Raw genomic sequence first — 25,854 nt, 5'->3', positions numbered from 1 at the left:
TCTGGGGGTCCTGCGCGAAGCCCAGTGTAACCGCCGTAACCGCCGTAACCGCCGGGAACCGGCCGCCTGTGTCGTGCCGCGGCTGCAGCCGGTCGTGCTGCCACAATGAACTGCTGTGACTTCGCTGCCGTCCTCCGCCCCAATCGCCGTCGCCATCAATCCCCATGCCGCGTTCGGGGCCACTGCCCGCGCCGGTGCGGAAGTGATGGCAGAGTTGGCCCGATACGGCCGGAACGCCGTCGAGCTGCGGGCAGAGACGTGGTCCGCGCTCGCGGACCGGGTGGCCGGCGAGCTGCGCCGGGGAATCTCCGCCCTGTTGGTGGTGGGCGGGGACGGAATGGTTCATTTAGCAGTCAACGCGCTGGCGGGCACGCAGGTTCCGCTGGGCATAGTGCCCACGGGGACCGGAAACGATTTTGCCCGGTTGTTCAACCTGCCCGCGGAGCCGCGCACCGCCGTCGGGCACTTCCTGCAGTCACTGGAGCAGCCGCGGAGGGTGGACCTGGGCCGGGTGACCCGTGAGGACGGAACCGCGTGCTGGTTCGCCGGGGTCCTTTCCGCAGGCTTCGACGCCGCGGTCAACGACCGGGCCAACCACTGGCGCTTTCCGCGCGGCCGCCTGCGCTACCCGCTGGCGATGCTGCGCGAACTGGCCTCCTTCCGCCCGCTGAGCTACAGCCTGGTGGTGGACGGGGTGCCGCGGCAGACCGACGCAATGCTGGTTGCCATTGCCAACGGCCGGTCGATTGGCGGCGGGATGCGCATTGTTCCGCAGGCCGCGTACGACGACGGCGCGCTGGACCTGTTCATTGTCTCGCCGCTGTCTCGTCCCGCCTTTTTGGGCATCTTTCCGCGCGTCTACGCCGGCCGGCACACCAGCCATCCTGCGGTCCACATCGAGCGGGTGCGGACGGTCCGGTTGGAGGCGGCCGGCGTCACCGCTTATGCCGACGGCGAGCCGGTCGGCAGGTTGCCGGTGTCGGTCGACGTGGTGCCCGGGGCGTTGTGTGCCGCGGTGTAACGCAACAGCAGCATGGATCCTGACTCCAGTACCTGGCGCAATTCCAGCCGCTGCAGCGACTGCCCCGGCACATGGTCCGATATCCGCTTGGCGGTGCCGCCGGCCAGCAGCGGGCTGATGGTCAGGCACAGCTCGTCGACCAGTCCTGCGGCCTGGAAGCTGCCGAAGAGGGTGGGGCCGCCCTCGCTGTGTAGCTGCTGGTAACCACGGTCCGCCAGGGCCTTCACGATCAACGCCGGTTCCACCCGGCTGGTGCCGGCGTCGACCACGTCCGCCATCGGTTCCAGCGCGCGGCGGCGGGTCGCGGGGGACGCCGCGCTGGTCAACACGATCGGCCGCACCGGTGCTGCCGTGAAGAACTCGCTGTCCGGATCAAGGTCCAGCGAGGCGGAGACCACCGCCACCGGGGGATGCGGGCTCATGCCCCGGGCGGTGCGCCAGGCCTGTGACTCGGCCGAGAGCAACTCGCCGCCATATCCCTCTGCCCGAATGGTTCCGGCCCCGACCAGCAGGACGTCGGCCAGCCGCCGCAGCAGCAGGAAGACCCGCTGGTCCACGGCGTCGCCCAGCGTTCCGGAGCGGCCCTGGTAGGTGGCCGCGCCGTCCAGGCTGGCGACGAAGTTGAACCGGACCCATGGCCCGGTCCGGGGGAGTTCGCCGTACCAGTCCAGCAGGTCCTGGTCGGTGGCCTGCTCCGGCCCCGGCGGCAGGATGCGCCGGATCGGCCGGGTCATGGCGCCGCCGGTTCGTTGGCTTCGCCCATGTTGTGCTTGAGATAGGACGGTTCGCGCCAGCCCAGCACCGCCTCGGCCATCCGGATGGCGGCACTGGCTTCGGGCACGTTGTGCATGCGCAGGATCCGCGCGCCGTTCATGACGCAGATGACGGCTGCCGCCAGCGAGCCGGACAGCCGTTCCTGTTTTGGCTGGTCCAGCGTTTCGCCGATGAAGTCCTTGTTGGACACCGCCGCCAACGCCGGATAGCCGAGCGCGGCGATTTCACCGAAACGGCGGGTGATTTCCAGCGAGTGCAGCGTGTTTTTGTTCAGGTCGTGGCCGGGGTCGATGATGATTTTCTCCGCGGGAATGCCCAGGTCCACGGCCAGGTCCACCTTGCGGCGGAGGAAGCCGACAACGTCCTCGACCACGTCGCCGTAGCGGGGCCGCGGATACACCGTGCGGGGAGCGGCCAGCGAGTGGGTGATGACCAGATGGGCCCCACCTTCCGCCACGACCGCCGCCATGTCCGGATCGTGCAGTCCGGTGGTGTCGTTGATGACGTTGGCGCCGGCCCGGAGGCTCGCCGCGGCCACTTCCGGCAGGAAGGTATCGGCGGAGATCACCACGTCCGACGCCGCCCGCACCGCCTCGATCACCGGAACAATCCGTTCCGCTTCTTCGCGCGCGGACAGGGCCGGCCCGGGCGCGAAGGGCACCCCGCCGATGTCCACCCAGTCCGCACCCGCGGCCACCGCCTGCATCGAGGCATCGATGGCGGCGTCCAGCGCGAACGTCCGGCCGCCGTCGTAGAACGAATCCGGCGTCCGGTTGACGATGGCCATCAGCGCCACCTGCGAGCGGAAATCGATCCGGCGGGAGCCGAATTCGTGCACCGGATGGTGCAGTTCGGGCAGGAAGGCGCCGGACGGCGTCTGGTCCGTCGCAGGTTGGCTCACAGGCTGGTCAGCTCCTTGTCAGGGTTGGACAGGTCCGCGGCAGCCACGGTGCGGCCGGACCGGATCAGGTCCTGGATGGGTTCTTGGACGTCCCAGATGTTTACATTCATACCAGCCACTACCTTGCCATTGCGCAGCCAAAACGCAATGAACTCCAACTTGTCCGGGTCCTGGTAGCTGCCACGGAATACCGGTTCGGTTTCTGCCGCCCACGGGAAATAACCGGAGTATTCCATCCCGATACCAAACTGGTCGGTGTAGAAGTACGGGATGTCGTCGTTGGATGCATCCTGGCCCAGCATGGCGGCAGCGGCAGTTTTGCCCTGCGCTATGGCATTCGCCCAGTGCTCGCTGCGCAGCGGCGCACCGTAGACCGGATGAAAGGCGCGGGCCACGTCGCCGGCGGCAAAGACGTGTTCGGCTGAAGTACGCAGCTGCTGGTCGGTGGTGATGCCGTCGGAGACCGCCAGACCGGCGGCTTCGGCCACCGCCGTGTTCGGGACGGCGCCGATGGCTGCCAGCACCAGATCCGCGGGCACGCGCTCGCCGTCGTCCAGCAGCACACCGCTGACTTTGCCGGCCTCGCCGAGGATTTCCACGGGCCTGCGCCCGGTGCGCAGCAGCACGCCCTCGCGGCGATGGGTGTCCGCGAAGATGCTGCCAATGGTTCCGCCCAGTGCCGAGGCCAGCGGGATCTCGCCGCGGCCCACAAGGGTTACCTCGTTGCCCAGCTGGCGTGCTGTGGCGGCAACCTCCATGCCAATCCAGCCCATGCCGAGCACCACCAGCCGCTGGGATCCCGCGGCCAGCACGGTATGCAGCGATTCGCTCTCACCGAGCGTGCGCAAATAGTGCACGCCTTCCAGCTCGGCGCCGGGCAGCTGCAGCCGCCGAGGCGACGCCCCGGTGGCCAACAGCAGTTCCGAATACCGAAGGGTGATGGCGTCGGAGAACGTCACGGTGCGGGCGCCGGGATCGAAGGACTCCACCGTAGTGCCGCGCAGCAGCCGGACGCCGTGCTCGGCATACCAGCCCGGCGGCTGCACCAGCGCCGCCTGCGCGTCCTCGCGCCCGGCCAGGAAATCCTTGGACAGCGGCGGCCGGATATAAGGGTGCTGGTCCTCGGTGCCGGCAAGCACCAGTTCACCACTGTAGCCGCCGGCGCGCAGCGCCTCGGCCGCGGTGGCGCCGGTGAGTCCGGCTCCGGCAATAACGATCGGGTTCTCTGCCATGGCAGCGCTCCTTCACAATGCCGGCAGGCACTTTGCGGGCCGAACCCCGGCGGCTGCCGATCTGATGGAAGCACTGGCAGCTGCCTGTTGGGGCAGGGCCAGATGTTCTAAAATAGGTATGTTCGACTTTAGAAATCCGCATCGCATAAGTCAATGCACCCGCCACCGGAAAGATCGCCATGAGTTACCAGCCGTCACCCGGACTTTCGGCCGTCACCGCCCTGGGCGACGACGTTCGCCGCCGCCTGTTCGAGTTTGTCCGGCACAGCGCCGAACCGGTGACCCGGGACCAGGCCGCCGCCGACTTGGATCTGCCGCGCAGCACCGTGTCCCTCCAGTTGGACGCCTTGGCCGGGCACGGGCTGCTAAACGTGGAGTTCCGCAAACTCAGCGGCAAATCCGGGCCGGGCTCCGGCCGTCCGTCGAAGGTCTACACGGCCGCGGTGCCGGAAGTCTCCGCCTCGGTGCCGGAACGCTCCTACGACCTGGCCGGTGACCTGCTGGCCACGGCGGTGGAGGAATCAGCCAAAACGGCGCGCCCGGCGCATGAGCTGGTGGCCGAGGCGGCCCGGGCCAAAGGCCAGGAGCTCGGGGCCGGCGCGGCCGGCCTGGAAGCCGCACTGGCATCGGCGGGCTACCGGCCGTTGCCCGATGCTGCCGGCTTCGCGCTGGGAAACTGCCCGTTCCACTTGCTGGCCCGGAGCCACACCCAGACCGTGTGCGGGCTGAACCTGGCCCTGCTGGAAGGAATGCTGGCCGGCTGCGCGGACCGGGACCACAGCATCGCCGCAGATCCGGACGGACCGTTCTGCTGCGCCAGAATCAACCGCAAGCGGCCTGCTTGACCCAGAGCCCCGCACGGGGGACATTCGGGCATGTAAAATGTTGGCGTGCCCGTGTACCTTGACCACGCGGCGACCACGCCCATTCTGGCGCAGGCCCTGGCCGCACTCACCCATGAACTCAGCCGCAGCGGCAACCCCTCATCGCTGCACGGCTCCGGCCGCCGCGCCCGCAGGGTGGTCGAGGACGCCCGCGAGACCATCGCCGCCGCAACCGGAGCCCATCCGTCCGAAGTGATTTTCACCTCCGGCGGCACCGAGGCCGACAATCTGGCCGTCAAGGGGCTCTACTGGTCGCGGCACGACGCCGATCCCCGGCGCCGGCGGATTTTGTGTTCGCCGGTGGAGCACCATGCAGTGCTGGACACGGTGGAATGGCTGGAAAAGCACGAGGGGGCCGAGGCGGTCTGGCTGCCGGTCGATTCCGACGGCGTGGTCCCGGTGGAGGCCGTGCAGCGCGAAATCGACGCGGACCCCGCAGCCGTGGCTTTGATTACCGTCATGTGGGCCAACAACGAGGTCGGCAGCGTCCAGCCGGTGGCGGAGATCGTTGCTGCCGCCCAAGCACAGGGGATCCCGGTCCACTCCGACGCAGTCCAGGCCTTCGGTCATCTGCCGGTGGACTTCAAGGCATCAGGACTGGACACCATGGCGATCACCGGGCACAAGATCGGCGGCCCGGTGGGGGTGGGCGCGCTGCTGGTCCGCCGGGACGTGAAGCTGACTCCGGTCCAGCACGGCGGCGGACAGGAACGCGACATCAGGTCCGGCACCCTGGACACCCCGGCGATTGCCGCCTTCGCCGCCGCGGCGGAGACCGTCGTCGGACACTTGCCGGACGAAGCCCGGCGGTTGGCGGGACTGCGCGAAAAACTCATCGCCGGCGTCGTACGCTCCGTTCCGGAGGCGGTCCTGCGAGGGACTCCGGACCGGGAACAGCAAGGCCGGCGGCTGCCGGGCAACGCGCACTTCACCTTCCCGGGCTGCGAGGGGGATTCGCTGCTGTTCCTGCTGGATCTGGCCGGCGTCGAGTCCTCCACCGGCTCGGCCTGCACCGCAGGAGTGCCGCGGCCCTCGCACGTCCTGCTGGCCATGGGGCTCAGCGAAGAAGAAGCCCGTGGCGCACAACGCTTCACGCTCGGGCATACAACCACCGACTCCGACGTTGACACCTTGGTGGCTGCGCTGCCCGAGGCGTACGCGCGTGCCAAAAAGGCCGGCATGGCCGGGCACGTCTCCAGCATCCAGACCGCCGGTACACAGGCGGGTTGACCGGCGCTGCGGCGCGGGCCGACGGCGCAAACGGTGTGCCGCGGTTGACACAGACAACACATCAGTAGGGAAACGAATTCATGAAGGTACTGGCAGCGATGAGCGGCGGCGTGGACTCCGCCGTGGCAGCGGCACGGGCGGTGGAGGCCGGCCACGACGTGGTGGGCGTGCATCTGGCCCTGAGCCGGATGCCCGGCACGCTCCGCACCGGCAGCCGCGGCTGCTGCACCATCGAGGATTCGCGTGACGCCTGGCGCGCCTGCGACATCCTCGGCATCCCGTACTACGTCTGGGACTTCTCCGAACGGTTCAAGGAAGACGTGGTGGATGATTTCATCGCCGAATACGCTGCCGGCCGGACGCCGAACCCCTGCATGCGCTGCAACGAGCGGATCAAGTTCGCCGCCCTGCTGGAGAAGGCGCTGGCGCTGGGCTTCGACGCGGTGTGCACCGGCCACTACGCCAAGGTCATCGAGGATGAGCACGGCAACCGCGAACTGCACCGCGCCGCCGACTGGGCCAAGGACCAGTCCTACGTGTTGGGCGTGCTGACCCACGAGCAGCTCAAGCACTCCATGTTTCCGCTGGCTGAAACGCCGTCCAAGGCCGAGGTACGTGCCGAAGCTGCGCGGCGCGGGCTCTCCGTGGCGAACAAGCCGGACAGCCACGACATTTGCTTCATTTCCGACGGCGACACCCGTGGCTGGCTGGCCGAGAAGATCGAGATGGAATCCGGATCCATCGTCGACCAGGACGGCCAGGTCGTCGGCGAACACGAGGGGGCGAACGCCTTCACCGTCGGCCAGCGCCGGGGACTGAAGCTGGGCCGGCCGGCGCCGGACGGCAAGCCGCGGTTCGTGCTGGAGATCCGGCCCAAGGAGAACAAGGTGGTGGTGGGGCCGGAGGCCTTGCTGGCCGTGGACCAGATGCGAGGCATCAAAGTGTCCTGGGCCGGCCTGCCGCTGCCCGAGGTGGAAGCGCAGACGGCTTTCGACTGCATGGTGCAGGTCCGGGCGCACGGCGACCCGGTGGCCGCGCGGGCCCAGTCGGAGCTCGACGACGACGGCCGGCAGCAGCTGGTGGTCACGCTGATCGAACCGATGCGCGGTGTGGCTCCCGGCCAGACCATGGTCCTCTACCAGGGCACCCGGGTGCTGGGCCAGGCCACGATCGATTCGGCGCGTTCGCTGAGCTGGGACCCGGCCAAGGTTTCCTGACACTCGCTGCCCCGGGCTTCACACAGGAGTAACCGGTGCAATGCCGGTGCGGGCCGAACCATAAACTGGGACCATGACCGAGCCCCGCCTTGCCGATGACTTTGACCCGACCGCCAGCTCACTCTCCGACCAGGTGGCTCCCGAGGTGATGGCGGAGCTGCTGGCGGTGCGCGGCAGCATCGACAACATCGACGCAACCTTGGTGTATCTGTTGGCCGAGCGGTTCAAGGCGACGCAGCGGGTGGGCTACCTCAAGGCAAGGCACAAGCTGCCCCCGGCCGATCCCGACCGCGAAACCGCCCAGATCGCCCGGTTGCGGCGGCTCGCCGAGGAAGCGCATCTGGACCCTGCCTTCGCCGAGAAATTCCTGAACTTCATCATCTCCGAGGTCATCAGGCACCACCAGGCCATCTCCGATGAGCACAACGGCGGCAACTGACGTGACAGTCGGCTCCGATGCGGCCGCCGCCGAGGCGCGGCCCAGCCAAGTGAGCGCCACCGGACTGGGCAGCTGGCCCGGAACGGACCCGGCGGAGGCGGCCCGGATCATCCGCGGTGAACTGGGCGAGCCGAACCTGCCGCATCTGGTCGAGCTGCCGGACCGCGGTGTCGGGGCCGATCCGGTCGCGCGGACCGCCGGATTCCTGGCGGAACTCTTCATTGACCTGCAGCCGCACGGCTGGCGGCTGGTAAACCGCCCGGGCCAGGACCACCGCCGGGCTGTTTCCGCGTTGCGCACCGACCTGAACGTGCTGGCCGATGTGGTTGGTGCCGAGGACAGGCCGGGCAACCACTTCAAAGTCCAGTTGCGCGGTCCGATGTCGCTGGCCGCCAACCTCTACCTGCACAACGGCGAACGGGCCCTGATCGACGCCGGCGCCCGGCGTGACCTTGCCCAATCGTTGGCGGACGGCGCGGCGGGGCACCTTGCCCAGGTCAGGGCCTCGCTGCCGGCCGGCACGGAGCTGGTGGTCCAGCTGGACGAGCCGGAAGTCGACGCCGTCCTGGCCGGCAGCATTCCCACCGCCAGCGGCTACCGGACCCTGCGTTCGGTGGCAGCGTCGGAAGTATTCTCCGCCTGGGACTTGGTGGCATCCGCCCTGCGCGACGCCGGTGCCGTGGAAGTGGTGGCGCAGCTACCGGCCGCCGATTCCGCGCTGGATGCGGTGGCAAGCAGCAGCCTGGACGGCTTTGCGATCCCGGTGGGTGGGCTGAAGGCCCGGCAATGGGAAACCATTGCTGCGGCGGTGGAAGCCGATCGGCGCATCTGGGCGGGCCTGATCGACCCTGCGGTCGAAAGAATCCCGCAGGTGACGGCATTGGTTGAGTCAGTAGTTCGGCCGTGGCGGCAGCTGGGTTTGCCCTTGAAACGCCTGCCCCAGCTGCGGATCACGCCGTCCGCCGGACTGGCAGGGTCGGCACCCGAAGCAGCACGCTCGGTGGTGAAGCGGTTGACGCAGACGGCGGATGCACTGAACCAGGTCGTCGCGGAAGCGTGAGCATGCCGGTCGGGACCGTGCCGGTGTGTTCCGCGGCCCTCGGCCGTGTCCGGGGCCGCAGGCGCGGAAGCGTGAGCATGCCGGCCGGGAGCGTGTCCGGTGTGGTCCGCAGTCCTCGGCCGTGTCCCGGGGCCGCAGGCGCGGACTACGCCGGTGCCGAATAGGTGAAGGACCCGTCGTATTCGAGCACGGTCCCGAATTGCCGTTGAATGACCTTCGTGCGAATTCGGAAGCGCTGGTCGTAGTCGTCCCACCATTGTTCGGTGAAGGCCGCCGCGTCGAACAAGAGCGGCAGCCGGACTGAGCGGCGGCCGGTGGCCAGGCGGCTGCGGCGCGAGACGATCCGCATGCTGCCCCCGCCGCCGACCGAGCACGTCACGTCCGTCAGCAAGCGGCCGCTCCGCCCCAGCGCACCGACCGCAGTGCCCAGGGCATCGTCCCAGCTGGTCCGGTCCTCCATGATCCGGGTCCGGTTTTCGAAGTGGAGCGTCCTGACGGCGGTGAGCTGCGGATGGCCGCCCGCAGCCAGCGAGGCCCGATTCTCGATGGTGAAGGGTACCTGGTGCTGGTATTCGGGGAACAACGCGTTGTCGCTGCTGGCCAGGGTGAGGAATGGCCGCAGCACCGGGATCGGGCAACCTGCCACGTCGAACGTTCCGGAACCGACGCCGCTGACTGTCGCACCGCCGTCGTTCTGCGCAGCGGGCGATAGCGAGAAGTACTGCTGCAACTCGGGCTGGAGCAACCGGAAGTCCGGTCCCAGCGCTAACTGGTAGACAGAGGCCACTGTCTCACCTCCGGAGCCAGATCCATGGCGGGCTTTTCCTTGACAGATCCCATGGCGGCTAGAGCCTGCCGGCGGCTTTGAGCCGGATGTACATATCGGCCAGCTGGGGCGGCAGCTCGTGCGGGGGAGCGTCCACCACTTCGGCGCCGAGCTGGCGGATCTGGGCCGCAACGGCGGCCCGTTCCAGCATGGCCCGTTCCGCGGCCGCTGCCCGGAACGTGTCGTCCGCGGTGTCGCGGACGGTGCGCAGCCGGTCCACGTGCGGATCGTTGACCGAGGCGACCACCACGGTGTGCTTCGCGGTCAGCTGGGCCAGCACCGGCAGCAGCCCCTCTTCGGCCGCGCCGGAATCCAGTGCGGTGAGCAGCACCACCAGGGACCGGTGCGAGGACAGGGCATGGATCTCGGCAGGTATCTGCGACCAGTCCGCTTCGATCAGCTCCGGGTCCAGCGGGGCCATGGCGTTGACCAACTGGTTGAGCAGATTGCCCTTGGCCGCGGAGGCGACTTTGGCGCGCGGCCGCCTGTCGAAGGCCAGGAAGTCCACCCGGTCGCCGCCGCGTTCGGCGAGCACCGCCAGCAGCAGGGACGCTTCGATCCCGGTGTCCAGCCGCGGCTCGTCTTCGATCCGGGCGGCAGAGGTGCGGGAGGTATCCAGCACGATCACCACGCGGCGGTCGCGTTCCGGCCGCCAAGTGCGCACGACGACGGCCTGCCGCCGGGCGGTGGCGCGCCAGTCGATGGAGCGCACGTCGTCGCCGCGCACATAATCGCGCAGCGAGTCGAACTCCGTACCCGCGCCGCGGATCTGCACCGCAACGCGTCCATCCAGTTCGCGCAGCTTGCGCAGTTTGGAGGGCAGATGCCGCTTGGAGTGGAACGGCGGCAGCACCCGCAGCCGGCCCGGCAGGCTGATGGTGATCTGCCGGGCGGCCACGCCGAGCGGACCGAGCGACCGGATGGCCACGTGGTGCGCCAGGAGGTCGCCGCGGCGTAGGGGCGTCAACTGGACCTGCAGCAGCCGCCGTTCGCCCGGGGATATCCGCACCCGCTGGTCGGGATTCACGGCACCGGCCGAGGGCTGCCAACCGTCGCGCAGCACGGCGCGCAACTGGCGGCGGCCATGATTGGCCAGCAGGAGCTGGGCCGTCACGGATTCGCCCAGCCGGACATTCGCCGGCAGCCGCCGCTGCAGCCCCACCCGGCGCGGAGACACGGCCAGCGCAAGGTCCACAGTCACTGCCACTGCCAGGAGCAGGCACCATACCAGCACCGTGGCCGGTCGCGGAAAGAGCAGCAGCGGGAGAATGCCCGCCAGGGCCAGCAGGACAAAACGCCCGGTGATCGCCACGGCGTGCTCAGCGGGGGACCGGCACGGTGGCCAGGATGCTCTGCAGCACGTCGTCGGCCTGGACCCCGTCCATCTGCGCTTCCGGCCGCAGGCTGACCCGGTGCCGCAGCGCCGGCAGGGCCAGCGCCTTGACGTCGTCCGGAGTGACGAAGCCGCGCCCGTTCAGCCAGGCCCAGGCCCGGGAGGTGTTGAGCAGCGCGGTGGCGCCGCGCGGCGAGACGCCCAGCTGGAAGGACGGCGCCGACCGGGTGGCCCGGACCAGGTCCACGATGTAGCCGACAACCTCGGGCGCGATCGCCACCCTGGCCACGGCGGCCCTGGCCTGGACCAGGTCCTCGGCCGAGGCGACGGCCCGCACTCCGGCGCCCTGCAGGTCGCGCGGGTCAAAGCCCAGGCTGTGGCGGCGGATGATTTCGATTTCGGCGTCGCGGTCCGGCAGGTTCATGGTCAGCTTCAGCAGGAAGCGGTCCAGCTGGGCTTCCGGCAGCGGGTAGGTGCCCTCGTATTCCACCGGGTTCTGGGTGGCCGCCACGATGAACGGTTCGGGCAGCTTCCGCGACGTGCCGTCCACCGAGACCTGGCGCTCTTCCATGGCCTCCAGCAGCGACGCCTGGGTCTTCGGCGGCGTGCGGTTGATCTCGTCGGCCAGCAGGATATTGGTGAACACCGGCCCCTCGCGGAACCGGAATTCGGAGGTGTGGGTGTCGTAGATCATCGAGCCGGTCACGTCGCCCGGCATCAGGTCCGGGGTGAACTGGATCCGCTTGGTATCCAGGCTCAGCGCGGCGGAGAGCGAACGGACCAGCAGCGTCTTCGCCACTCCGGGAACGCCTTCGAGCAGCACATGCCCGTGCGAGAGCAGCGCGATCAGCAGTCCGGTCACGGTGGAGTCCTGGCCCACGACGGCTTTGGCCACCTCGCCGCGCACATCATGCAGGGCCTGGCGCAGGCGGTCGTCGGGCGGTGTGGCCACGGCGGGGCCGCCGCCGTACTGGGCTGCCTGCCACTGTCCAGTCTGTTCGCTCATCGGTGCGTTACCTCTTTCTCTAGCTGCTGAAGTTCTTGGGCCCAGGCCACCAGCCGGGCTTCGGTTCCGGGCTCCTCGTGGCGCAGCAGGCGTTCCAGTTCCGCCCGTGAGCGGCCGCTGTTCCGGGCTACCGCATTCACGACGTCGGCGCTGCTGGCTCCCGCGGGCAGGCGCAGTTGGGCGGCCAGCCGCGTCATTGTGGCGGCGCGCAGGTTGTCCGCGGCGTGATTCACGGCCTTGGCGTTCTGGTAGAGCCTGGCGCGGCCCTCGATCGTCTCGGCCGAGCGGACCAAGACCGGCAGCGGCTCGGACACCAGCGGACCGAGCCGTCGGCCGCGCCAGAACATGGCAACGACGCCGACGGCCATCAGCCACAGGGATACCGGCAGCACCCATTCCGGCAGCAGGCTCATCGGGTTGACCGGTGCGTCGGCCACGGGCACGTCCTGCGGGCCCGCCCGGTACCAGACCAGCCGGTCCGTGGCGCCCAAAGTGTTCAGGGCCAGCGCCGCGTTGCCGGCCTGGACTATGGCTTCGTTGCTGAGCACGTGGCCGGCCCCCAGCACAACGGTGGCACCGTCGTCGGAGAGCACGTAGGGCGCTGCGTCCCCGGCGGCAGTATCGACGGCGAAGCACATGTCGCTGCCACCGCGGTAGGAGAATCCGCCCCGGGTGATCTCGCCGGCGGTGGTGGGGCCGGGCTGACGGCAGTCGGCGGGCAAGTTTCCGCCGTCGGCAGGGATGACGCCTGCCGCCCGGACACCCGGGGCGAGCGCCCGCAGGGCCTCAAAACCGGGCTCCAGCAGCACAATCCGGCCGGCCTGTGCCTTCAGCGGTTCCAGTTGCTCCGCCGACAGGTAACCGTTCGGATCATGGATCAGCAGAGTGCCGCCGGCGGCGTGGAGTTGGTCGCGCGTTTCCTGCAGCGAGTCGGTAGCAACAACCTGGACGCCTTGCTGGCGGAGTACCTCGGCCACGGCCTTGGCGCCGTTGGGCGCGGCGTTCCCGGGGGAGAGGTCGGCACGGTCGGCCGCCGGGCCGCGGAGCAACTCCAGTGCGACGACGCCGCAGAGCAGCACCAGCAAAATGAGCCAGAAGCTCCACCGGCGGAGCCGGTTACGGAGCGTGGACCACACGCTGCCGCCGTCGCCCACCGTTTCCGGCCGGTCCGCGGATTCGTGGCCCGCTGCTCCGGCAGTTGGGCTTCCGGGCCGACCGGCGGGAACCGCTGCCGGTGCCGCCGTTGTTCCAGCCGGCGTCATCGCGGAACCGCCAGCGGCGGAAGGCTGGTGTCGCCGGCCGAAACCGGCGATGCTGCAGCCAAGGAATCATCCAGGCCTGCCAGCCGCTCGACATCGTCGCGGGACGCAGGCACCTTGCCGTAACGCACCGAGTCGAAACGATTGGCCGCGGCCCGCAGCCGGCCTGCCTCGGCACTGAACGCAGCAGCGATCCCGGCGGCGGCCTCGTCGGCGGTCCGGCCGGGCTGCGGATCCAGCACCACGCGCTCTTCCATCGAGCGCACCAGCGCGCGGAACCGCTCGGTGAGGGCAGTGTCCCAATCGCCTCGGGCGGCCGCCTCGCGGGAATTCTTGCGGTGTTCGTCGGCGGTGAGGGGGGCGGCGGCGTCGAAAATCTCCGCTGCTGCCCGACGGCGGGCGTTGCGCCGCGGCTTGACCACCCACACGGCCGCGCCGATCACCAACAGGACGGCGAGGACCAGGATCAGGGTGCCCAGGTTCGGGCTGAAGCCGTTCAACTGCGAGATCACCTCGGCGAACCAGTCGAGGATGCCCTGCAGCACCGATTCCAAGACTCCGGGGCGGGCATCCTGGTACTCCTGCTTGGCCAGTTCGCGGACCAGCAGTTCGCGTGCTTCCTCCGGACCCGGATTGACCAGGGCGGCCGCGAACGCGAGTGCCGCCGGAACCGCAGTCACGGCGTCCACGGCCCGGACCGCCCCGGGACCGCGGAGCCGTGCGCTGATCCGGCGCCCAGTCCCGGGATGCTGCGGGTGTCCTGGCCACCGGAGGCTTCGTGCTCGCGCAGCAGCACCACGTCGAAGCCCTCGCGGCGGATCCGCAGGTCGATGTAGACCAGTGCGATCACTGCGGCCTGGAAGGCGTAGCCGATGGCCGAGAAGATCGACGAGAGCAGCATCGACACCAGCGTGAGCGGGCCCATGGTGGCCAGCATGCTCTCGGCCGACGTCGGATCGCCCATCAGCGGGCCGGCCAGCCCGATGATGAACGAAATCGGCATGCTGACCACGGAGGTGATCACGGTGACGATGATGGTGCACAGCAGGATGATGCCGAAAGTCCGCCACCAGCTGTGGTTGGTCAGCTGCCACGACCGGGCGAGCGCACGGAAGAGCGGTGCCCGTTCCATGATGATGACTGCCGGGGCCAGCATCAGTTTGATGCCGATCCAGATGGACACCGCCGTCAGGCCGAGAATGATCAGCACGATGATCCAGACCGAGGAAACGCCCAGCTGGTCGGCCAGGAAGAACGAGCCGGCGATAATCACCACCAGCGCGACGGCTGTCAGGGCCAGATACAGCAGGCCCAGCACGGCCAAGGCTCCGATCCGGCCCTTGGCAAGCGCGAACATCAGGCGGAAGCCGGTTTTCTGGTTGACCGCGGCCCTCGCCGTGGGGATGGCAAGCACGCCTTGCAGGACCAGGACGCCGACGCTGGACAACAGGCCCAGGACCAGCGAGGAGATGATGATGGAGAGGCCGAAAGCCACCGCGGATTCGTCGGTGAGTTCCTCGTTGGCCATGACCTGCAGGCCGCCGAAGGCCGAAATGATCAGTCCGCCGACCAGCCAGGCCAGCGCGCTGACCACTACCTGGAGCAGCACCGCCGTGCCGAAGACGGCCCCGGCGTTCTTGCGGGCAGCCTGGAAAGCGCCGTCGAGGATCTCGCCCACACCGAGCGGGCGCAGCGGGATGACACCCGGCTTCGGCGGAGCCACATAGCCGCGGTACGGACCGGGACCGGTCGGAACCGGCCAGCCGCCGCCTTGCTGGCCCTGCCACGGTCCGGACTGCTGTCCCCACGCTTGGGCAGGAGCGGGCTGCCCCCACTGCTGGCCGGCTTGCCCGGACGGCTGGCCGGGCGCGGGGTGTCCCCACGCTTGGCCGGGAGCGGGCTGTCCGGATGTCTGGCCGGGCTGTCCCCACGGCTGGCCAGGCGCGGGCTGCCCCCACTGCTGCTGGCTCCAACCGGCCTGGGCGGGCCGCGGCTGCTGGCCCGGCTGTGCCCATGTCGGCTGCTGCGGCACCGGTCCCGGTTGGCCCCACACCGGTTGCTGTCCCCAAGCGGGCTGCTGCCCCCAGGTCGGCTGACCGGGCGCGGCCGGCGCTGCCGGCTGGCTCCAGGGCTGCTGGGCGGCCGCATCCTGCTGGGCGGGCTGCTGCAGGCCGGCGTCGTTGCCCTGCCAGCCCGGTTCGGAACGCCCGGTGCCGTTGATGCCAGCGCCATGAGCCTCAGCGCCGTGAGACTCAGTGCCTCGAGGCTCAGTGCCATCAGGGCCGGCGCCATCAGGCCTGGTGCCGCCGGAGCCCTGCCGTTGCGGATTCCTGCTGTCATGCCCGGCGTCGTTGGCCCCGTGGCTCATCGCGTTCCGTCTTTCTGGTCTCGTGTGGCCGACTGCGGGACGCCGTCGGCGAAGTGTTAGCCTCTCATCAGCCTATAGTTTCGGTCCGCGAGTTCCTAGAATCCCGGGGCCGGGCCGGCCGTGGGTCGCTTTTCGTGCGCCCCGGTGCGCCGTTGCGGCAGGATCTCACTGAAATAGGGGACAATTAGGAGATATGAAGGCACGCATTCTGGTCGTAGACGACGACGAGGCCCTGGCCGAGATGATCGGCATCGTGCTGCGCAACGACGGTTTTGATCCGGTGTTCTGCGCGGACGGTTCCCAGGCCCTTGAGGTTTTCCGCAGCAGCAAGCCCGATCTGGTGCTGCTCGACCTGATGCTGCCCGGCTTGGACGGGATCGAGGTCTGCCGGCAGGTCCGCGGCGAATCGGACGTCCCGATTGTCATGCTGACGGCCAAGGCGGACACCTCGGACGTGGTCCGCGGGCTGGAATCAGGTGCCGACGATTACGTACCCAAGCCGTTCAAGCCGGCCGAACTCGTGGCCCGTGTGCGGGCGCGGCTGCGCCCGGGAGACCAGCGGGCCCCGGAGACACTGCGGATTGCCGACGTCGTCATCGATGTTGCCGGCCACGTGGTGCACCGCGGGGACGAGAGAATTTCGCTGACCCCGCTCGAATTCGACCTCTTGGTGGCACTCGCCCGGAAACCGTGGCAGGTGTTCACCCGTGAATTGCTGCTGGAGCAGGTCTGGGGCTACCGCCACGCCGCAGACACCCGGCTGGTCAACGTGCATGTCCAGCGGCTTCGCTCCAAGATCGAGCGCGATCCGGAAGCCCCCGAAGTGGTGCTCACGGTGCGCGGCGTCGGATACAAGGCCGGCCAAGGGTAAGTGGAGCCGGTTCTCAACCGGTGGAAAGCCAAGCTGAAGGCGGCAGCTGAGGCCGCTTGGCATGCCACGTTGCAGGGCCGCGATTTCCTGAATCGGAAATGGCGACGCTCGCTGCAGTTCCGAACGGTCACCGCGGCCGTCCTGCTCACCGCCTTCGCATTCTTGGGCGTGGGCGCGTTCCTCTCCAGCCAGATCGCCTCCGGGCTCTACCAGGAGCGCGTGAACCAGGCCGAGGCGGAGTCGAGGCGCGGCCTGTCCCAGGTCAAGACCATCTTCGAGAGTTCGTCCGCCAGCGACCGTGCCACGGTGGCCAGCATGGTGGGGGATACGCTGAAGCTGCTGGAGGGCACCGGCGCGGAAGCCCCGCGCTACTACCTGCTGACACCGCTGCCCGGCGGGCAGAACCTCTATGTGTTCAGCCAGTCCAACACCTCCATCACCGCCAACATCATTCCGGAGGGGCTGGCAAAAGAGGTCGCAACCGGCAGCGGCCAGTACCGCCAAGCCCTGGCGTTGCCGGTCGGTGACAGCGACGTGCCGGCCATCGGCTTCGGCACCCAGGTGCAACTGCCGCCGGGCAACGCCTACGCGTTGTACCTGGTCTATGACCTCTCTTCCGTGCAGCAGACCCTGGACTTTATCCACCGGGTGCTCTGGATCGGCGGCGCACTGCTGCTGCTGCTGGTCGGCGGCATCGTCTGGCTGCTGACCCGGGCGGTGGTGCACCCGGTCAGCCAGGCGGCCATCGTGTCGGAGAAACTGGCCGCCGGTCAGCTGCAGGAACGGCTGGAAGTCCGGGGCGAGGATGAGCTGGCCCGGCTGGGGGCCTCCTTCAACCACATGGCCGGCAGCCTGCAGGAGCAGATTACGCAGTTGGCCACGTTGTCCGAGATGCAGCAGCGGTTCGTCTCCGATGTCTCGCACGAACTGCGCACTCCGCTGACCACGGTCCGGATGGCCGCCGAGGTGCTGTACGAATCGCGCGAGGACTTCGATCCGATCAACGCCCGCTCCACCGAACTGCTGTACAACCAGGTGGAGCGGTTCCAGGCGCTGCTGGCCGACCTGCTGGAAATCTCGCGGTTCGACGCCGGCGCCGCGGCGCTCGACGCCGAGCCCACCGACGTGGTGGAAATTGCCCGCACCGCGCTGGACGCCGCCCAGCCGCTGGCGGACAACTGCGGTTCTGAACTGCGCCTGATCGCGCTGGAACCGCGCTGTATCGCGGACATGGACCGCCGCCGGATCGAACGCATCCTGCGGAACCTGATCGTCAACGCCCTGGAACACGGAGAGGGCAACCCGGTGGAACTCACCGTCGGCGCCACCGAGGACGCGGTGGCCGTCGCGGTCCGGGACTACGGCATCGGCATGACGCCGATGGAAGCGTCCAGGGTCTTCGACCGCTTCTGGCGCGCCGACCCGGCCCGGGCACGGACCACCGGCGGCAGCGGCCTGGGACTGTCGATCTCCACCGAGGACGCGCGTCTGCACGGCGGCTGGCTCCAGGCCTGGGGCGAGCCCGGCAACGGTGCCTGCTTCCGGCTTACCTTGCCGCGGCACAGCGGCGGCACGCTGACCCATTCGCCGCTGCCGTTGCCGCCGGCCGGCGCCAACGGCCTGCACGGGCACCTGGCGGCGGAGAACATACTTCTTGAACAGCAGGAGGAAAACGGTGTTCCGGACCCCAGCTGACCCCGCCCGCATGAGCCGGCTGCGCACCGTCGTCGTCATGGTCTTGGCCATGCTGGCGCTGGCCTCCTGCTCCTCGATTCCGATGTCGGGGCCGGTGGCGACGGTCCAGGCCGACTCCGGCGCGAGCCAGGGGACCGGATACACCTTCAACCCGCCGGGACCGACGCCCGGGGACGACCCCAAGGAAATCGTCGAAGGGTTCATCCAGGCCGGCACAGCGCCCCAGGACGACTACCGGATAGCGCGGGAATTCCTGGCCCCCGATCTGGCCGGCGAATGGCAACCGGTGCAACGGACGCTGGTGTACCGAAACGTCGTGAAGACCGTCGGATCGCCGTCCGAAACCGAGTTCGTGCTGCAAGTCGAAGTCGACACCTCCATCAACGAATCAGGCGTGCGGACGGTGGCAGAGGAGGGCGCCACCGAATCGCTGCCGGTGGAACTGACGGAGGTGGACGGCGAATGGCGGATCTCCAGCATTCCGGACGGAACCATGGTCTCCACCGTGGACTTCCGCACGTTGTTCTCCCCCTACAACCTGTACTTCTACGACCCCACCTACACCTACGCCGTCCCGGATGTGCGCTGGTTCGCCAACCGGCAGGGAATTACTGCGGCGATCGTGGCCGCCATGTTGGAGGGACCCGCACCGTATCTGGCCGGCGCGGTGATCAGCGCCTTCCCGGAAGGGTCCCAGCTGGTGCGCCGTGCCGTGCCCATCGAATCAGGCGCTGCCAGCGTCGACCTCTCCGCCGAAGTCCTGACCGGCACTACGTTCCTGCGCCGCCAGCAGATGCAGCAGCAGCTGGAATTGACGCTCGGCGAGCTCAATACGGTCTCCACCGTGCGGATGACCGTGGACCAGCGGGACGTGGATCTGGGCACGGGGCCCGATCCCGAGTTTCAAGCCGCGGTGACGGACCCGGCCGTCGGCAATGTACAGATCGGGATCCTGAATGAGGAACTGGTCTTCTACGAGGGGTCGCGGCCGGTCAAGCCCGAGGGCCTGCCCTCGGTCGACCAGCTGAGCCCCCGCGAACCGGCGATGTCGCTGGACCAGGAGCGCTTCGCCTTCTTGACCGCCGAGCACAACCGGATGTTTGTGATCGGCGAGGACCGCAAGGCGGTGCAGGCGGCGTCCGGGAGGGAACTGACCGGCCCCAGCGTCGATCCCTTCGGCTGGGCCTGGACCGCCGCCGGCGATGCCAGCGGGAAGGTATTTGCGGTCTCCGTGGAGGAGCCGGACAAAGTGGTCGCCGTGGGTGCACAGTGGTTGAACGAGCGGACGGTGACTGAGCTGCAGATCTCCCGCGAAGGTTCCAGGGCTTTGATCATCGCGCGTGAAGGCGAGAGCGCTGCCGTCTACATCGCCGGTGTGGTCCGCGACCGGGACGGGCGGCCGCGCGGTATCACCACCCCCAAGCGGCTGAAGGCGTCGGTTCCGGTCGACACCGGCGTCTGGGCGGATGAGGATACCGTCATCGTCATGAAGTCCTCGGCGGAAGAGGCAGTCACCGCGGAAATTCTGCATCTGGACGGCAGCAGCCAGAGGACCGCACCACTGCAGGGCATGGTAGAGATCAGCGCGGGCAACGGCGACCAGGACGTCTACGCCCAAACGAACGAGATGCTCTACATCCGGGTCGGCAACAGCTGGGCCCCGCAGCGCAATTCGCCGCTGGTGATCGACCCCTCCTTCCCCGGGTAAGCCGCTCCTTCCCCGGGTAAGCCGCTCCTTCCCCGGGCAAGCCGCTCCTTCCCCGGGCAAGCCGCTCCTTCCTTCCCCGGGTAAGCCGCTCCGCACCTCCCCGGGTAAGCGCTCCTTCACAGGCCGCGCCGGCCACAGCCTTGTCCACATCCGCCCCATACCGGTGGCCGGAAGGAACCGGCGCGGCAAGGCTTGGTGCATGGCGGGACAACGGCGGTGATCACGACGACGGAAGTGGGCAGCAGGCTGGACCGGCTGTACTTCAGCCGGACCGTCCAGGCACTGCGGATCTGGTCCGGGCAGTTTGGACGGCTGCTGCTGCCGACAGACTGCGTGGCGTGCGGCGCGCCGGACCAAGTGCTGTGCGCAGGCTGCAGGAGGCGACTGCGCCGCGCCACGGTGCGCCCCGTGGCGGCCGAGGAGACGGCCGAATCGCTGCCGCTGGACGAGGCCGGCCTGCCTCTGCCGGTGACGGCCGGCGGACCCTATCGGCGCGAGTTGTCGCAGGCGATCCTGGCCTTCAAGAACCATGGCCGGACCGAGCTGGCCCAGGTCCTGGCCGTTGTCTTGGCGGCTGCCGTGGACGCGGCGGCCGAGCGTGCCGGAGGGCCAGTCGCCGCAGTGCTGGTGCAGGTGCCCGCGCGCGGAACGTCCCGCCGTCGCCGCGGCTATGATCCGCTGCAACTGCTGCTCGCCCGGATGGAACGCCAGGACCTGCTGCCGGCCGGACTCCAGTTGCTGCCGGCCGTACGCCCGGTGGCAACCGGGAAACGGCTGATACGGTGGCGGACTTCGGCCGGGCAGAAGTCGCTGGGCCGAACCGCCCGGCAACGGAACGTGGCCGGCAGCATGGCCGTGCCGCCTCGATACATCCCGCTGATCGCCGGCCGTGGCTGCCTTCTGGTGGACGACGTGCTCACCACCGGGGCAACCATGGCCGAGCTGGCCAGAGCGCTCCGTGCCGCCGGCGGAGTCCCCTTGGGAGGAGCGGTGCTGGCAGCTGCCTCGGCACCGGCTGGACACGCCGACGCGCCTTCCCCTCCAGCGCCGGGCGGTTCGGGTGACCGGGAAGAATCCGCAGGAAATGTTGGAGATAAATCGTCTAAAGGGTGAATAAAAAGCATCCGTGATCTAACGTGAGGTATGGGCTCCCGTAAGGGAGGGTTCCCGTCTTCAGCGGCTGAAAGGAGTTTCTCTTTCGGTCGCTGTTGTGTCATCTAGGCAACTATGGAGGGCACCATGGAATTCAACATCAACGGCCGCAACCTGTCTGTTTCCGATAGGTTCCGCGAGTACGCTGAGGAGAAGATCTCCAAGATCGAGCAGCTGGGCGACAAGGTCCAACGGCTTGATGCCAAAGTCACCAAAGAAGCCAATGCCCGCAATGCCGAGAGCTCGATGACGGTTGAACTCACCGTGCTCGGTCGAGGCACCGTGGTCCGTGCCGAGGCCAAGGCGGCGGACAAGTTCGCAGCTTTTGACATCGCCTACAACAAGCTTCTGGAGCGCCTGCGCCGCGCCCGGGACCGCCGCAAGGTCCATCACGGACGCCACACTCCGACCGCCGTCCACCAGGCCACCGCCACGCTGGAACCAGCCAGTACCGATGTGCCGCTGCACGAAATGATGGCCTCTGCGGCCGCCCGCCAGGAACCGGCCGAGGAACGGACCGGCTACGAGATTGAAAACGACGTCCCTGCCGGAGACTCCCCGGTGCTGATTCGCCGCAAAGTCTTCCCGGCTGCGGCAATGACCCTCGACGACGCCGTCGACAATATGGAACTGGTGGGACACGACTTCTACCTGTTCATTGACAAGGAGACCAGCGCGCCGAGTGTGGTTTACCGCCGCCGCGGCTGGACCTACGGCGTGATTACCCTCGATGCCGATTGCAGCGCCGAAGAAGCCAAGGCGCGCGAAGAGTTGCTGGCCTACCGCTCCCGTGAGGACGCCACCGCCTGATTGCAGCAGCGGCTGCCACATGGATGCCTAGTATGAAGGCATGACAGCCCGCATCAGTCCGGCCCAGGCCCGCCGCATTGCGCTGGCAGCCCAGGGATTGGCCAAGGAACGGCCCACCGGCCTTGTTACCGCAAGGCAGGTGGGCCGGACCTTTGACCGCATCCGGTTGCTGCAGATCGATTCCGTGAATGTGCTGGTGCGCTCTCACTACCTGCCGTTCTTCTCCCGGCTCGGCGGCTACGACGTCGACATCCTGCACCGGTTGGCCGGGAAGGCGCCGCGCCGGATGATCGAGTACTGGGCCCACGAAGCCAGCTACATCAAGCCGGAGGATTTTGCCGATCTGCGCCAATGGCAGCGGCGCCACTGGGTGGGTGCTGCCGGAATGGATCCGGACGTTGTCCAGGATTTGACGGCTCGGATCCTGGCCGCGCTGGCCTCGTCGCGCGGCCTGACCGCGCGGGCGGTGGCAGACCGGATTGGCCATGAAGAGACCCGGTCCACCACCGATTGGGGCTGGAACTGGAACGCGGTCAAGCGGGTTCTGGAGGCACTCTTCGAAGAGGGACTGGTCAGCGCGGCCGCCCGGACACCGCAATTCGAACGGCTCTACACGCTGACCGAGAAAGTGCTGCCGGCACCGTACGAGGCCACGCACCGGCCTCATCCGGAAGAAGCGATGCTGCGGCTGATCGAAGCCGCGGCCCGCGCCCATGGCATTGGGACGGTCAAATGCTTTGCCGACTACTACCGGGTCCCGGCACGCGCCGCGGCCGGCGCGGTGCAGGCGCTGGAGGCCGATGGAACGTTGGAACGCGTACAGGTGGACGGCTGGAAGGCAGACGTCTATCTGCACGGCGACGCGGCGCGGCCGCGCCGGGTCGCCGGCCGGGCGCTGCTGAGCCCCTTCGATTCAATGGTTTTCGAACGTCAGCGGGTCGAACAACTGTTTGGCTTCCGCTACCGGATCGAAATCTATACCCCGGCGGAGAAGCGGACCTACGGCTACTACGTTTTGCCGTTCCTGCTGGGGGACCGGTTGTGCGCCCGGGTGGATTTGAAGGCAGACCGGTCAACCGGCAGGCTGGTGGTCAGGTCTGCGCATTCCGAAGCCGACGCTCCGGCCGAAACGGCTGCGGAGTTGGCAGCCGAACTCGCAGCGATGGCCGGGTGGTTGAAGCTGGACACTGTGGCGGTTGAGGACAGCGGGGATCTGGCTGCCGGACTGGGTCGGGAAGTTGCGAGACGGGCTCGGGGGAACCAAAACAGTGCGCGGCACGTCTCTCACGTAGACTGAACAAGCCAGAATTCTGCGCGACTGACTGGGAGCAATGTAGTGCCAACGATTCTCGAGCGTGTGCTTCGTACCGGCGACAAGAAGACGCTGAAGAGGCTGCGCGGTTACGCCGATGCGATCAACGTGCTGGAAGAGGACTTCAAGTCCCTCACAGACGCCGAGCTGCGCGGGGAAACCGACACGCTTAAACAGCGCTACCAGGACGGGGAGCTGCTGGATGACCTGCTCCCTGAAGCATTCGCCGCGGTCCGCGAAGCCGCCAGCCGCACCCTCGGGCTGCGCCACTTCGACGTCCAGCTCATGGGCGGGGCTGCCTTGCACCTGGGCAACATCGCGGAGATGAAGACCGGTGAAGGCAAGACGCTGGTGGCTACCGCACCGGCCTATCTGAACGCGCTCACCGGCAAGGGCGTCCACGTCGTGACGGTCAACGACTATCTGGCCGAGTACCAGTCCGACCTGATGGGCCGCGTTTACCGCTTCCTCGGCCTGACCAGCGGCTGCATCCTGGCGAACCAGAACCCGGCCACACGGCGCGAACAGTATGCCGCGGACATCACCTACGGCACGAACAATGAGTTCGGCTTCGACTACCTGCGCGACAACATGGCCTGGAGCCGCGACGAACTGGTGCAGCGCGGACACCACTTCGCGATCGTGGACGAGGTTGACTCGATCCTGATCGACGAGGCCCGCACCCCGTTGATCATTTCCGGCCAGGCCTCCGGCGACGTCAACCGCTGGTACACGGAATTCGCCCGCGTGGTGATGCGGCTGAAGGACACCGAAGACTACGAAGTCGACGAGAAGAAGCGCACGGTCGGCGTGCTCGAGTCCGGCATTGAAAAAGTCGAGGACTACCTCGGCATCGACAACCTCTACGAGTCGGCCAACACACCGCTGATCGGGTTCCTGAACAACGCCATCAAGGCCAAGGAACTGTTCAAGCGGGACAAGGACTACGTGGTGCTCAAGGGCGAGGTCCTCATCGTGGACGAGCACACCGGCCGCATTCTGGCCGGCCGCCGCTACAACGAAGGCATGCACCAGGCGATCGAGGCCAAAGAAGGCGTTGAGATCAAGGCCGAGAACCAGACCTTGGCCACCGTGACGCTGCAGAACTACTTCCGCCTCTACGGGAAGCTGTCCGGCATGACCGGTACGGCCGAAACGGAAGCCGCCGAGTTCATGAGCACGTACAAGCTGGGCGTCGTGCCGATCCCGACCAACAAGCCGATGGCCCGCATCGACCAGTCGGATCTGATCTACAAGAACGAGATCGCCAAGTTTGACGCGGTGGTGAAGGACATCGCCTCGCGCCATGAGAAGGGCCAGCCGGTCCTGGTCGGCACCACCAGCGTGGAGAAGAGCGAGTACCTGTCCAAGCAGTTGGCCAAGCAGGGCATCCGCCACGAAGTGCTCAACGCGAAGAACCATGCCCGTGAAGCGGCGATCGTCGCACAGGCCGGCCGCAAGGGTGCGGTCACGGTGGCCACCAACATGGCCGGCCGCGGCACCGACATCATGCTCGGCGGCAATGCCGAGTTCAACGCCGTCGCCGAACTGGAACGCCGCGGCCTGGACCCGGCCGAGAATCCGGAGGAGTACGAGGCCGCGTGGCCCGCGGTGCTGGAATCGACGCAGAAGGCAGTCCAGGCCGAGCACGACGACGTCAGGGCGTTGGGCGGGCTCTACGTGCTGGGTACGGAACGGCATGAGTCGCGCCGCATCGACAACCAGCTGCGCGGCCGTTCGGGCCGGCAGGGCGATCCCGGCGAATCGCGCTTCTACCTGTCCCTGACCGATGACCTGATGCGGCTGTTCAACGCCGGTGCCGCCGAGCGGATCATGAACTCCTCGCGGATGCCCGACGACGTGGCGCTGGAGTCCAAGATGGTCTCCAAGGCCATCCAGAACGCCCAGGCCCAGGTCGAGGGCCGCAACGCCGAGCAGCGCAAGAACGTGCTGAAGTACGACGACGTGCTCAACCGGCAGCGCGAAGCCATCTACAACGACCGGCGGCGGATCCTGGAGGGCGACGACCTGCACGAGAAGGTCTCCTTCTTCCTCGAAGACGTGGTGACCGCGATGGTCAACGAAGCCACCCAGGAAGGCCACGGCGACGACTGGGATTATGAGCAGCTGTGGACCAACCTCAAGCAGCTCTACCCGATTGAACTGACGATCGACGAAGTGCTCGAGGAAGCAGGCGGCCAATCCAAGGTCACCGCGGATTTCCTGCGCGCAGAAATTGTCTCCGACGCCAAGGTTTCCTACGCACAGCGCGAGCAAACCCTCGGATCGGAGACCATGCGCGAGTTGGAACGCCGCGTGGTGCTGTCGGTGATCGGCCGGAAGTGGCAGGAACATCTCTACGAGATGGACTACCTCAAGGAAGGCATCGGCCTGCGCGCCATGGCGCAGCGCGATCCGCTGGTTGAATACCAGCGCGAGGGATTCGTCATGTTCCAGACCATGATGGAGTCCATCCGGGAAGAGAGCATCGGCTACCTCTTCAACCTTGAGGTCCAGGTCCAGCAGCCCGCCGAGGTGTCCGCACCGGGTGTGGCTGACGCCCGGGCGGCAGCAGGTCCGCAGATCACGGCGGCAGGTTTGGAAGCGCCGCAGCGTCCTGCCTCGCTGCAGTTCACGGCACCGACTGCATCCGGAGAGGCCGAAACCCGGGTTGAGCGCCAAAACACAGCCAAGACCGCCGATTCCGCCAAGGACAAGCGGCCCGCGAAGAGCGGCAAACGGCGGAAGTAGCAGGC

At 68.0% G+C, this 25,854-nt stretch carries 22 protein-coding genes; 13 read left to right on the top strand and 9 right to left on the bottom strand.

Annotated elements, in window-relative coordinates; translation table 11 throughout:
* The first annotated feature begins 115 nt into the window (after positions 1–115).
* On the top strand, positions 116–1,021 hold the full coding sequence (locus E4J89_RS03215; protein WP_136784674.1) for a diacylglycerol kinase family protein: 906 nt from the start codon (positions 116–118) through the stop codon (positions 1,019–1,021).
* Here E4J89_RS03215 and E4J89_RS03210 read toward each other — a convergent pair.
* Genes E4J89_RS03210 through E4J89_RS03200 form a run of 3 tightly spaced genes read right to left on the bottom strand, consistent with a single transcriptional unit; the run spans position 943 to position 3,928 of the window.
* Positions 943–1,755 carry a pyrimidine reductase family protein gene (locus E4J89_RS03210; RefSeq protein ID WP_136784673.1) on the bottom strand — a complete coding sequence of 271 codons (813 nt, stop codon included), beginning with the start codon at positions 1,753–1,755 and terminating at the stop codon, positions 943–945. The two genes, E4J89_RS03215 and E4J89_RS03210, sit on opposite strands and share 79 nt — an antisense overlap.
* Positions 1,752–2,696: a dihydropteroate synthase gene (folP, locus tag E4J89_RS03205; RefSeq protein WP_240691675.1), complete on the bottom strand. Its 945-nt coding sequence runs from the start codon at positions 2,694–2,696 to the stop codon at positions 1,752–1,754. The genes E4J89_RS03210 and folP overlap by 4 nt, the downstream gene beginning before the upstream one ends.
* On the bottom strand, positions 2,693–3,928 hold the full coding sequence (locus tag E4J89_RS03200; RefSeq protein ID WP_136784672.1) for an FAD-dependent oxidoreductase: 1,236 nt from the start codon (positions 3,926–3,928) through the stop codon (positions 2,693–2,695). The genes folP and E4J89_RS03200 overlap by 4 nt, the downstream gene beginning before the upstream one ends.
* A gap of 179 nt (positions 3,929–4,107) precedes the next feature.
* On the opposite strand from E4J89_RS03200, the gene E4J89_RS03195 reads away from it, so the two are divergent.
* From E4J89_RS03195 to E4J89_RS03175, 5 genes are all read left to right on the top strand, one after another.
* Entirely contained in the window at positions 4,108–4,773 is a 666-nt protein-coding gene (locus tag E4J89_RS03195; protein ID WP_136784671.1) for a helix-turn-helix domain-containing protein, read from the top strand.
* A gap of 45 nt (positions 4,774–4,818) precedes the next feature.
* Positions 4,819–6,042 (top strand): cysteine desulfurase family protein, encoded by a 1,224-nt coding sequence (locus tag E4J89_RS03190; RefSeq protein WP_136784670.1) that lies wholly within the window; start codon positions 4,819–4,821, stop codon positions 6,040–6,042.
* An 80-nt stretch (positions 6,043–6,122) separates the two neighbouring features.
* Positions 6,123–7,259, top strand: coding sequence for a tRNA 2-thiouridine(34) synthase MnmA (gene mnmA / locus E4J89_RS03185; RefSeq protein ID WP_136784669.1), 1,137 nt, complete (start codon positions 6,123–6,125; stop codon positions 7,257–7,259).
* Positions 7,260–7,332: 73 nt separating this feature from the next.
* A complete protein-coding gene (locus E4J89_RS03180; RefSeq protein ID WP_136784668.1) occupies positions 7,333–7,698 on the top strand; it encodes a chorismate mutase in 366 nt (121 codons plus the stop codon).
* Complete coding sequence (locus E4J89_RS03175) at positions 7,676–8,758, top strand: hypothetical protein (protein ID WP_136784667.1); 1,083 nt, start codon at positions 7,676–7,678, stop codon at positions 8,756–8,758. Before E4J89_RS03180 ends, E4J89_RS03175 begins: the two co-directional genes overlap by 23 nt.
* A gap of 145 nt (positions 8,759–8,903) precedes the next feature.
* Here E4J89_RS03175 and E4J89_RS03170 read toward each other — a convergent pair whose 3' ends face one another.
* The 6 genes from E4J89_RS03170 to E4J89_RS19880 are packed head-to-tail and all read right to left on the bottom strand — an operon-like array spanning position 8,904 to position 15,550.
* A complete protein-coding gene (locus tag E4J89_RS03170; protein ID WP_169303913.1) occupies positions 8,904–9,545 on the bottom strand; it encodes a DUF4166 domain-containing protein in 642 nt (213 codons plus the stop codon).
* Between the two features lie 58 nt (positions 9,546–9,603).
* The gene (locus E4J89_RS03165; RefSeq protein WP_136784665.1) at positions 9,604–10,896 is read right to left on the bottom strand and encodes a DUF58 domain-containing protein; all 1,293 of its coding nucleotides are present in this window, start codon (positions 10,894–10,896) and stop codon (positions 9,604–9,606) included.
* 7 nt (positions 10,897–10,903) lie between these two features.
* Positions 10,904–11,923: a MoxR family ATPase gene (locus tag E4J89_RS03160; protein ID WP_136784664.1), complete on the bottom strand. Its 1,020-nt coding sequence runs from the start codon at positions 11,921–11,923 to the stop codon at positions 10,904–10,906.
* On the bottom strand, positions 11,920–13,185 hold the full coding sequence (locus E4J89_RS03155; RefSeq protein ID WP_136784663.1) for a DUF4350 domain-containing protein: 1,266 nt from the start codon (positions 13,183–13,185) through the stop codon (positions 11,920–11,922). Before E4J89_RS03155 ends, E4J89_RS03160 begins: the two co-directional genes overlap by 4 nt.
* Positions 13,182–13,871 (bottom strand): DUF4129 domain-containing protein, encoded by a 690-nt coding sequence (locus E4J89_RS03150; RefSeq protein WP_205754388.1) that lies wholly within the window; start codon positions 13,869–13,871, stop codon positions 13,182–13,184. Before E4J89_RS03150 ends, E4J89_RS03155 begins: the two co-directional genes overlap by 4 nt.
* A complete protein-coding gene (locus tag E4J89_RS19880) occupies positions 13,859–15,550 on the bottom strand; it encodes a glycerophosphoryl diester phosphodiesterase membrane domain-containing protein (RefSeq protein ID WP_136784661.1) in 1,692 nt (563 codons plus the stop codon). The genes E4J89_RS03150 and E4J89_RS19880 overlap by 13 nt, the downstream gene beginning before the upstream one ends.
* A gap of 193 nt (positions 15,551–15,743) precedes the next feature.
* Here E4J89_RS19880 and mtrA point away from each other — a divergent pair, with 193 nt between their 5' ends.
* From mtrA to secA, 7 genes are all read left to right on the top strand, one after another.
* Positions 15,744–16,421 (top strand): MtrAB system response regulator MtrA, encoded by a 678-nt coding sequence (gene mtrA, locus E4J89_RS03140; RefSeq protein ID WP_127511342.1) that lies wholly within the window; start codon positions 15,744–15,746, stop codon positions 16,419–16,421.
* Between the two features lie 69 nt (positions 16,422–16,490).
* Positions 16,491–18,116 carry an MtrAB system histidine kinase MtrB gene (gene mtrB, locus E4J89_RS03135; RefSeq protein WP_240691710.1) on the top strand — a complete coding sequence of 542 codons (1,626 nt, stop codon included), beginning with the start codon at positions 16,491–16,493 and terminating at the stop codon, positions 18,114–18,116.
* Entirely contained in the window at positions 18,097–19,824 is a 1,728-nt protein-coding gene (locus tag E4J89_RS03130) for an LpqB family beta-propeller domain-containing protein (protein ID WP_136784659.1), read from the top strand. Before mtrB ends, E4J89_RS03130 begins: the two co-directional genes overlap by 20 nt.
* A gap of 216 nt (positions 19,825–20,040) precedes the next feature.
* A complete protein-coding gene (locus E4J89_RS19525) occupies positions 20,041–20,937 on the top strand; it encodes a phosphoribosyltransferase family protein (RefSeq protein WP_136784658.1) in 897 nt (298 codons plus the stop codon).
* Between the two features lie 126 nt (positions 20,938–21,063).
* On the top strand, positions 21,064–21,786 hold the full coding sequence (gene raiA, locus E4J89_RS03120; RefSeq protein WP_136784657.1) for a ribosome-associated translation inhibitor RaiA: 723 nt from the start codon (positions 21,064–21,066) through the stop codon (positions 21,784–21,786).
* 40 nt (positions 21,787–21,826) lie between these two features.
* Complete coding sequence (locus tag E4J89_RS03115; protein WP_136784656.1) at positions 21,827–23,083, top strand: crosslink repair DNA glycosylase YcaQ family protein; 1,257 nt, start codon at positions 21,827–21,829, stop codon at positions 23,081–23,083.
* 39 nt (positions 23,084–23,122) lie between these two features.
* Complete coding sequence (secA, locus tag E4J89_RS03110) at positions 23,123–25,849, top strand: preprotein translocase subunit SecA (protein WP_136784655.1); 2,727 nt, start codon at positions 23,123–23,125, stop codon at positions 25,847–25,849.
* Positions 25,850–25,854: the final 5 nt, after the last annotated feature.

Origin of the sequence: Arthrobacter sp. CAU 1506 (genome assembly GCF_005047635.1) — a bacterium.
Classification (GTDB): Bacteria; Actinomycetota; Actinomycetes; order Actinomycetales; family Micrococcaceae; genus Crystallibacter.
This window is presented reverse-complemented; position numbering and strand designations above follow the sequence as displayed.

Excerpts from the sequence above, each read along its gene's own strand:
- E4J89_RS03210 (WP_136784673.1), bottom strand. The coding sequence starts at position 1,755 with ATGACCCGGCCGATCCGGCGCATCCTGCCGCCGGGGCCGGAGCAGGCC.
- E4J89_RS03200 (WP_136784672.1), bottom strand. The coding sequence starts at position 3,928 with ATGGCAGAGAACCCGATCGTTATTGCCGGAGCCGGACTCACCGGCGCC.
- E4J89_RS03195 (WP_136784671.1), top strand. The coding sequence starts at position 4,108 with ATGAGTTACCAGCCGTCACCCGGACTTTCGGCCGTCACCGCCCTGGGC.
- mnmA (WP_136784669.1), top strand. The coding sequence starts at position 6,123 with ATGAAGGTACTGGCAGCGATGAGCGGCGGCGTGGACTCCGCCGTGGCA.
- E4J89_RS03180 (WP_136784668.1), top strand. The coding sequence starts at position 7,333 with ATGACCGAGCCCCGCCTTGCCGATGACTTTGACCCGACCGCCAGCTCA.
- E4J89_RS03175 (WP_136784667.1), top strand. The coding sequence starts at position 7,676 with ATGAGCACAACGGCGGCAACTGACGTGACAGTCGGCTCCGATGCGGCC.
- E4J89_RS03160 (WP_136784664.1), bottom strand. The coding sequence starts at position 11,923 with ATGAGCGAACAGACTGGACAGTGGCAGGCAGCCCAGTACGGCGGCGGC.
- E4J89_RS03155 (WP_136784663.1), bottom strand. The coding sequence starts at position 13,185 with ATGACGCCGGCTGGAACAACGGCGGCACCGGCAGCGGTTCCCGCCGGT.
- E4J89_RS19880 (WP_136784661.1), bottom strand. The coding sequence starts at position 15,550 with ATGAGCCACGGGGCCAACGACGCCGGGCATGACAGCAGGAATCCGCAA.
- mtrA (WP_127511342.1), top strand. The coding sequence starts at position 15,744 with ATGAAGGCACGCATTCTGGTCGTAGACGACGACGAGGCCCTGGCCGAG.
- raiA (WP_136784657.1), top strand. The coding sequence starts at position 21,064 with ATGGAATTCAACATCAACGGCCGCAACCTGTCTGTTTCCGATAGGTTC.
- E4J89_RS03115 (WP_136784656.1), top strand. The coding sequence starts at position 21,827 with ATGACAGCCCGCATCAGTCCGGCCCAGGCCCGCCGCATTGCGCTGGCA.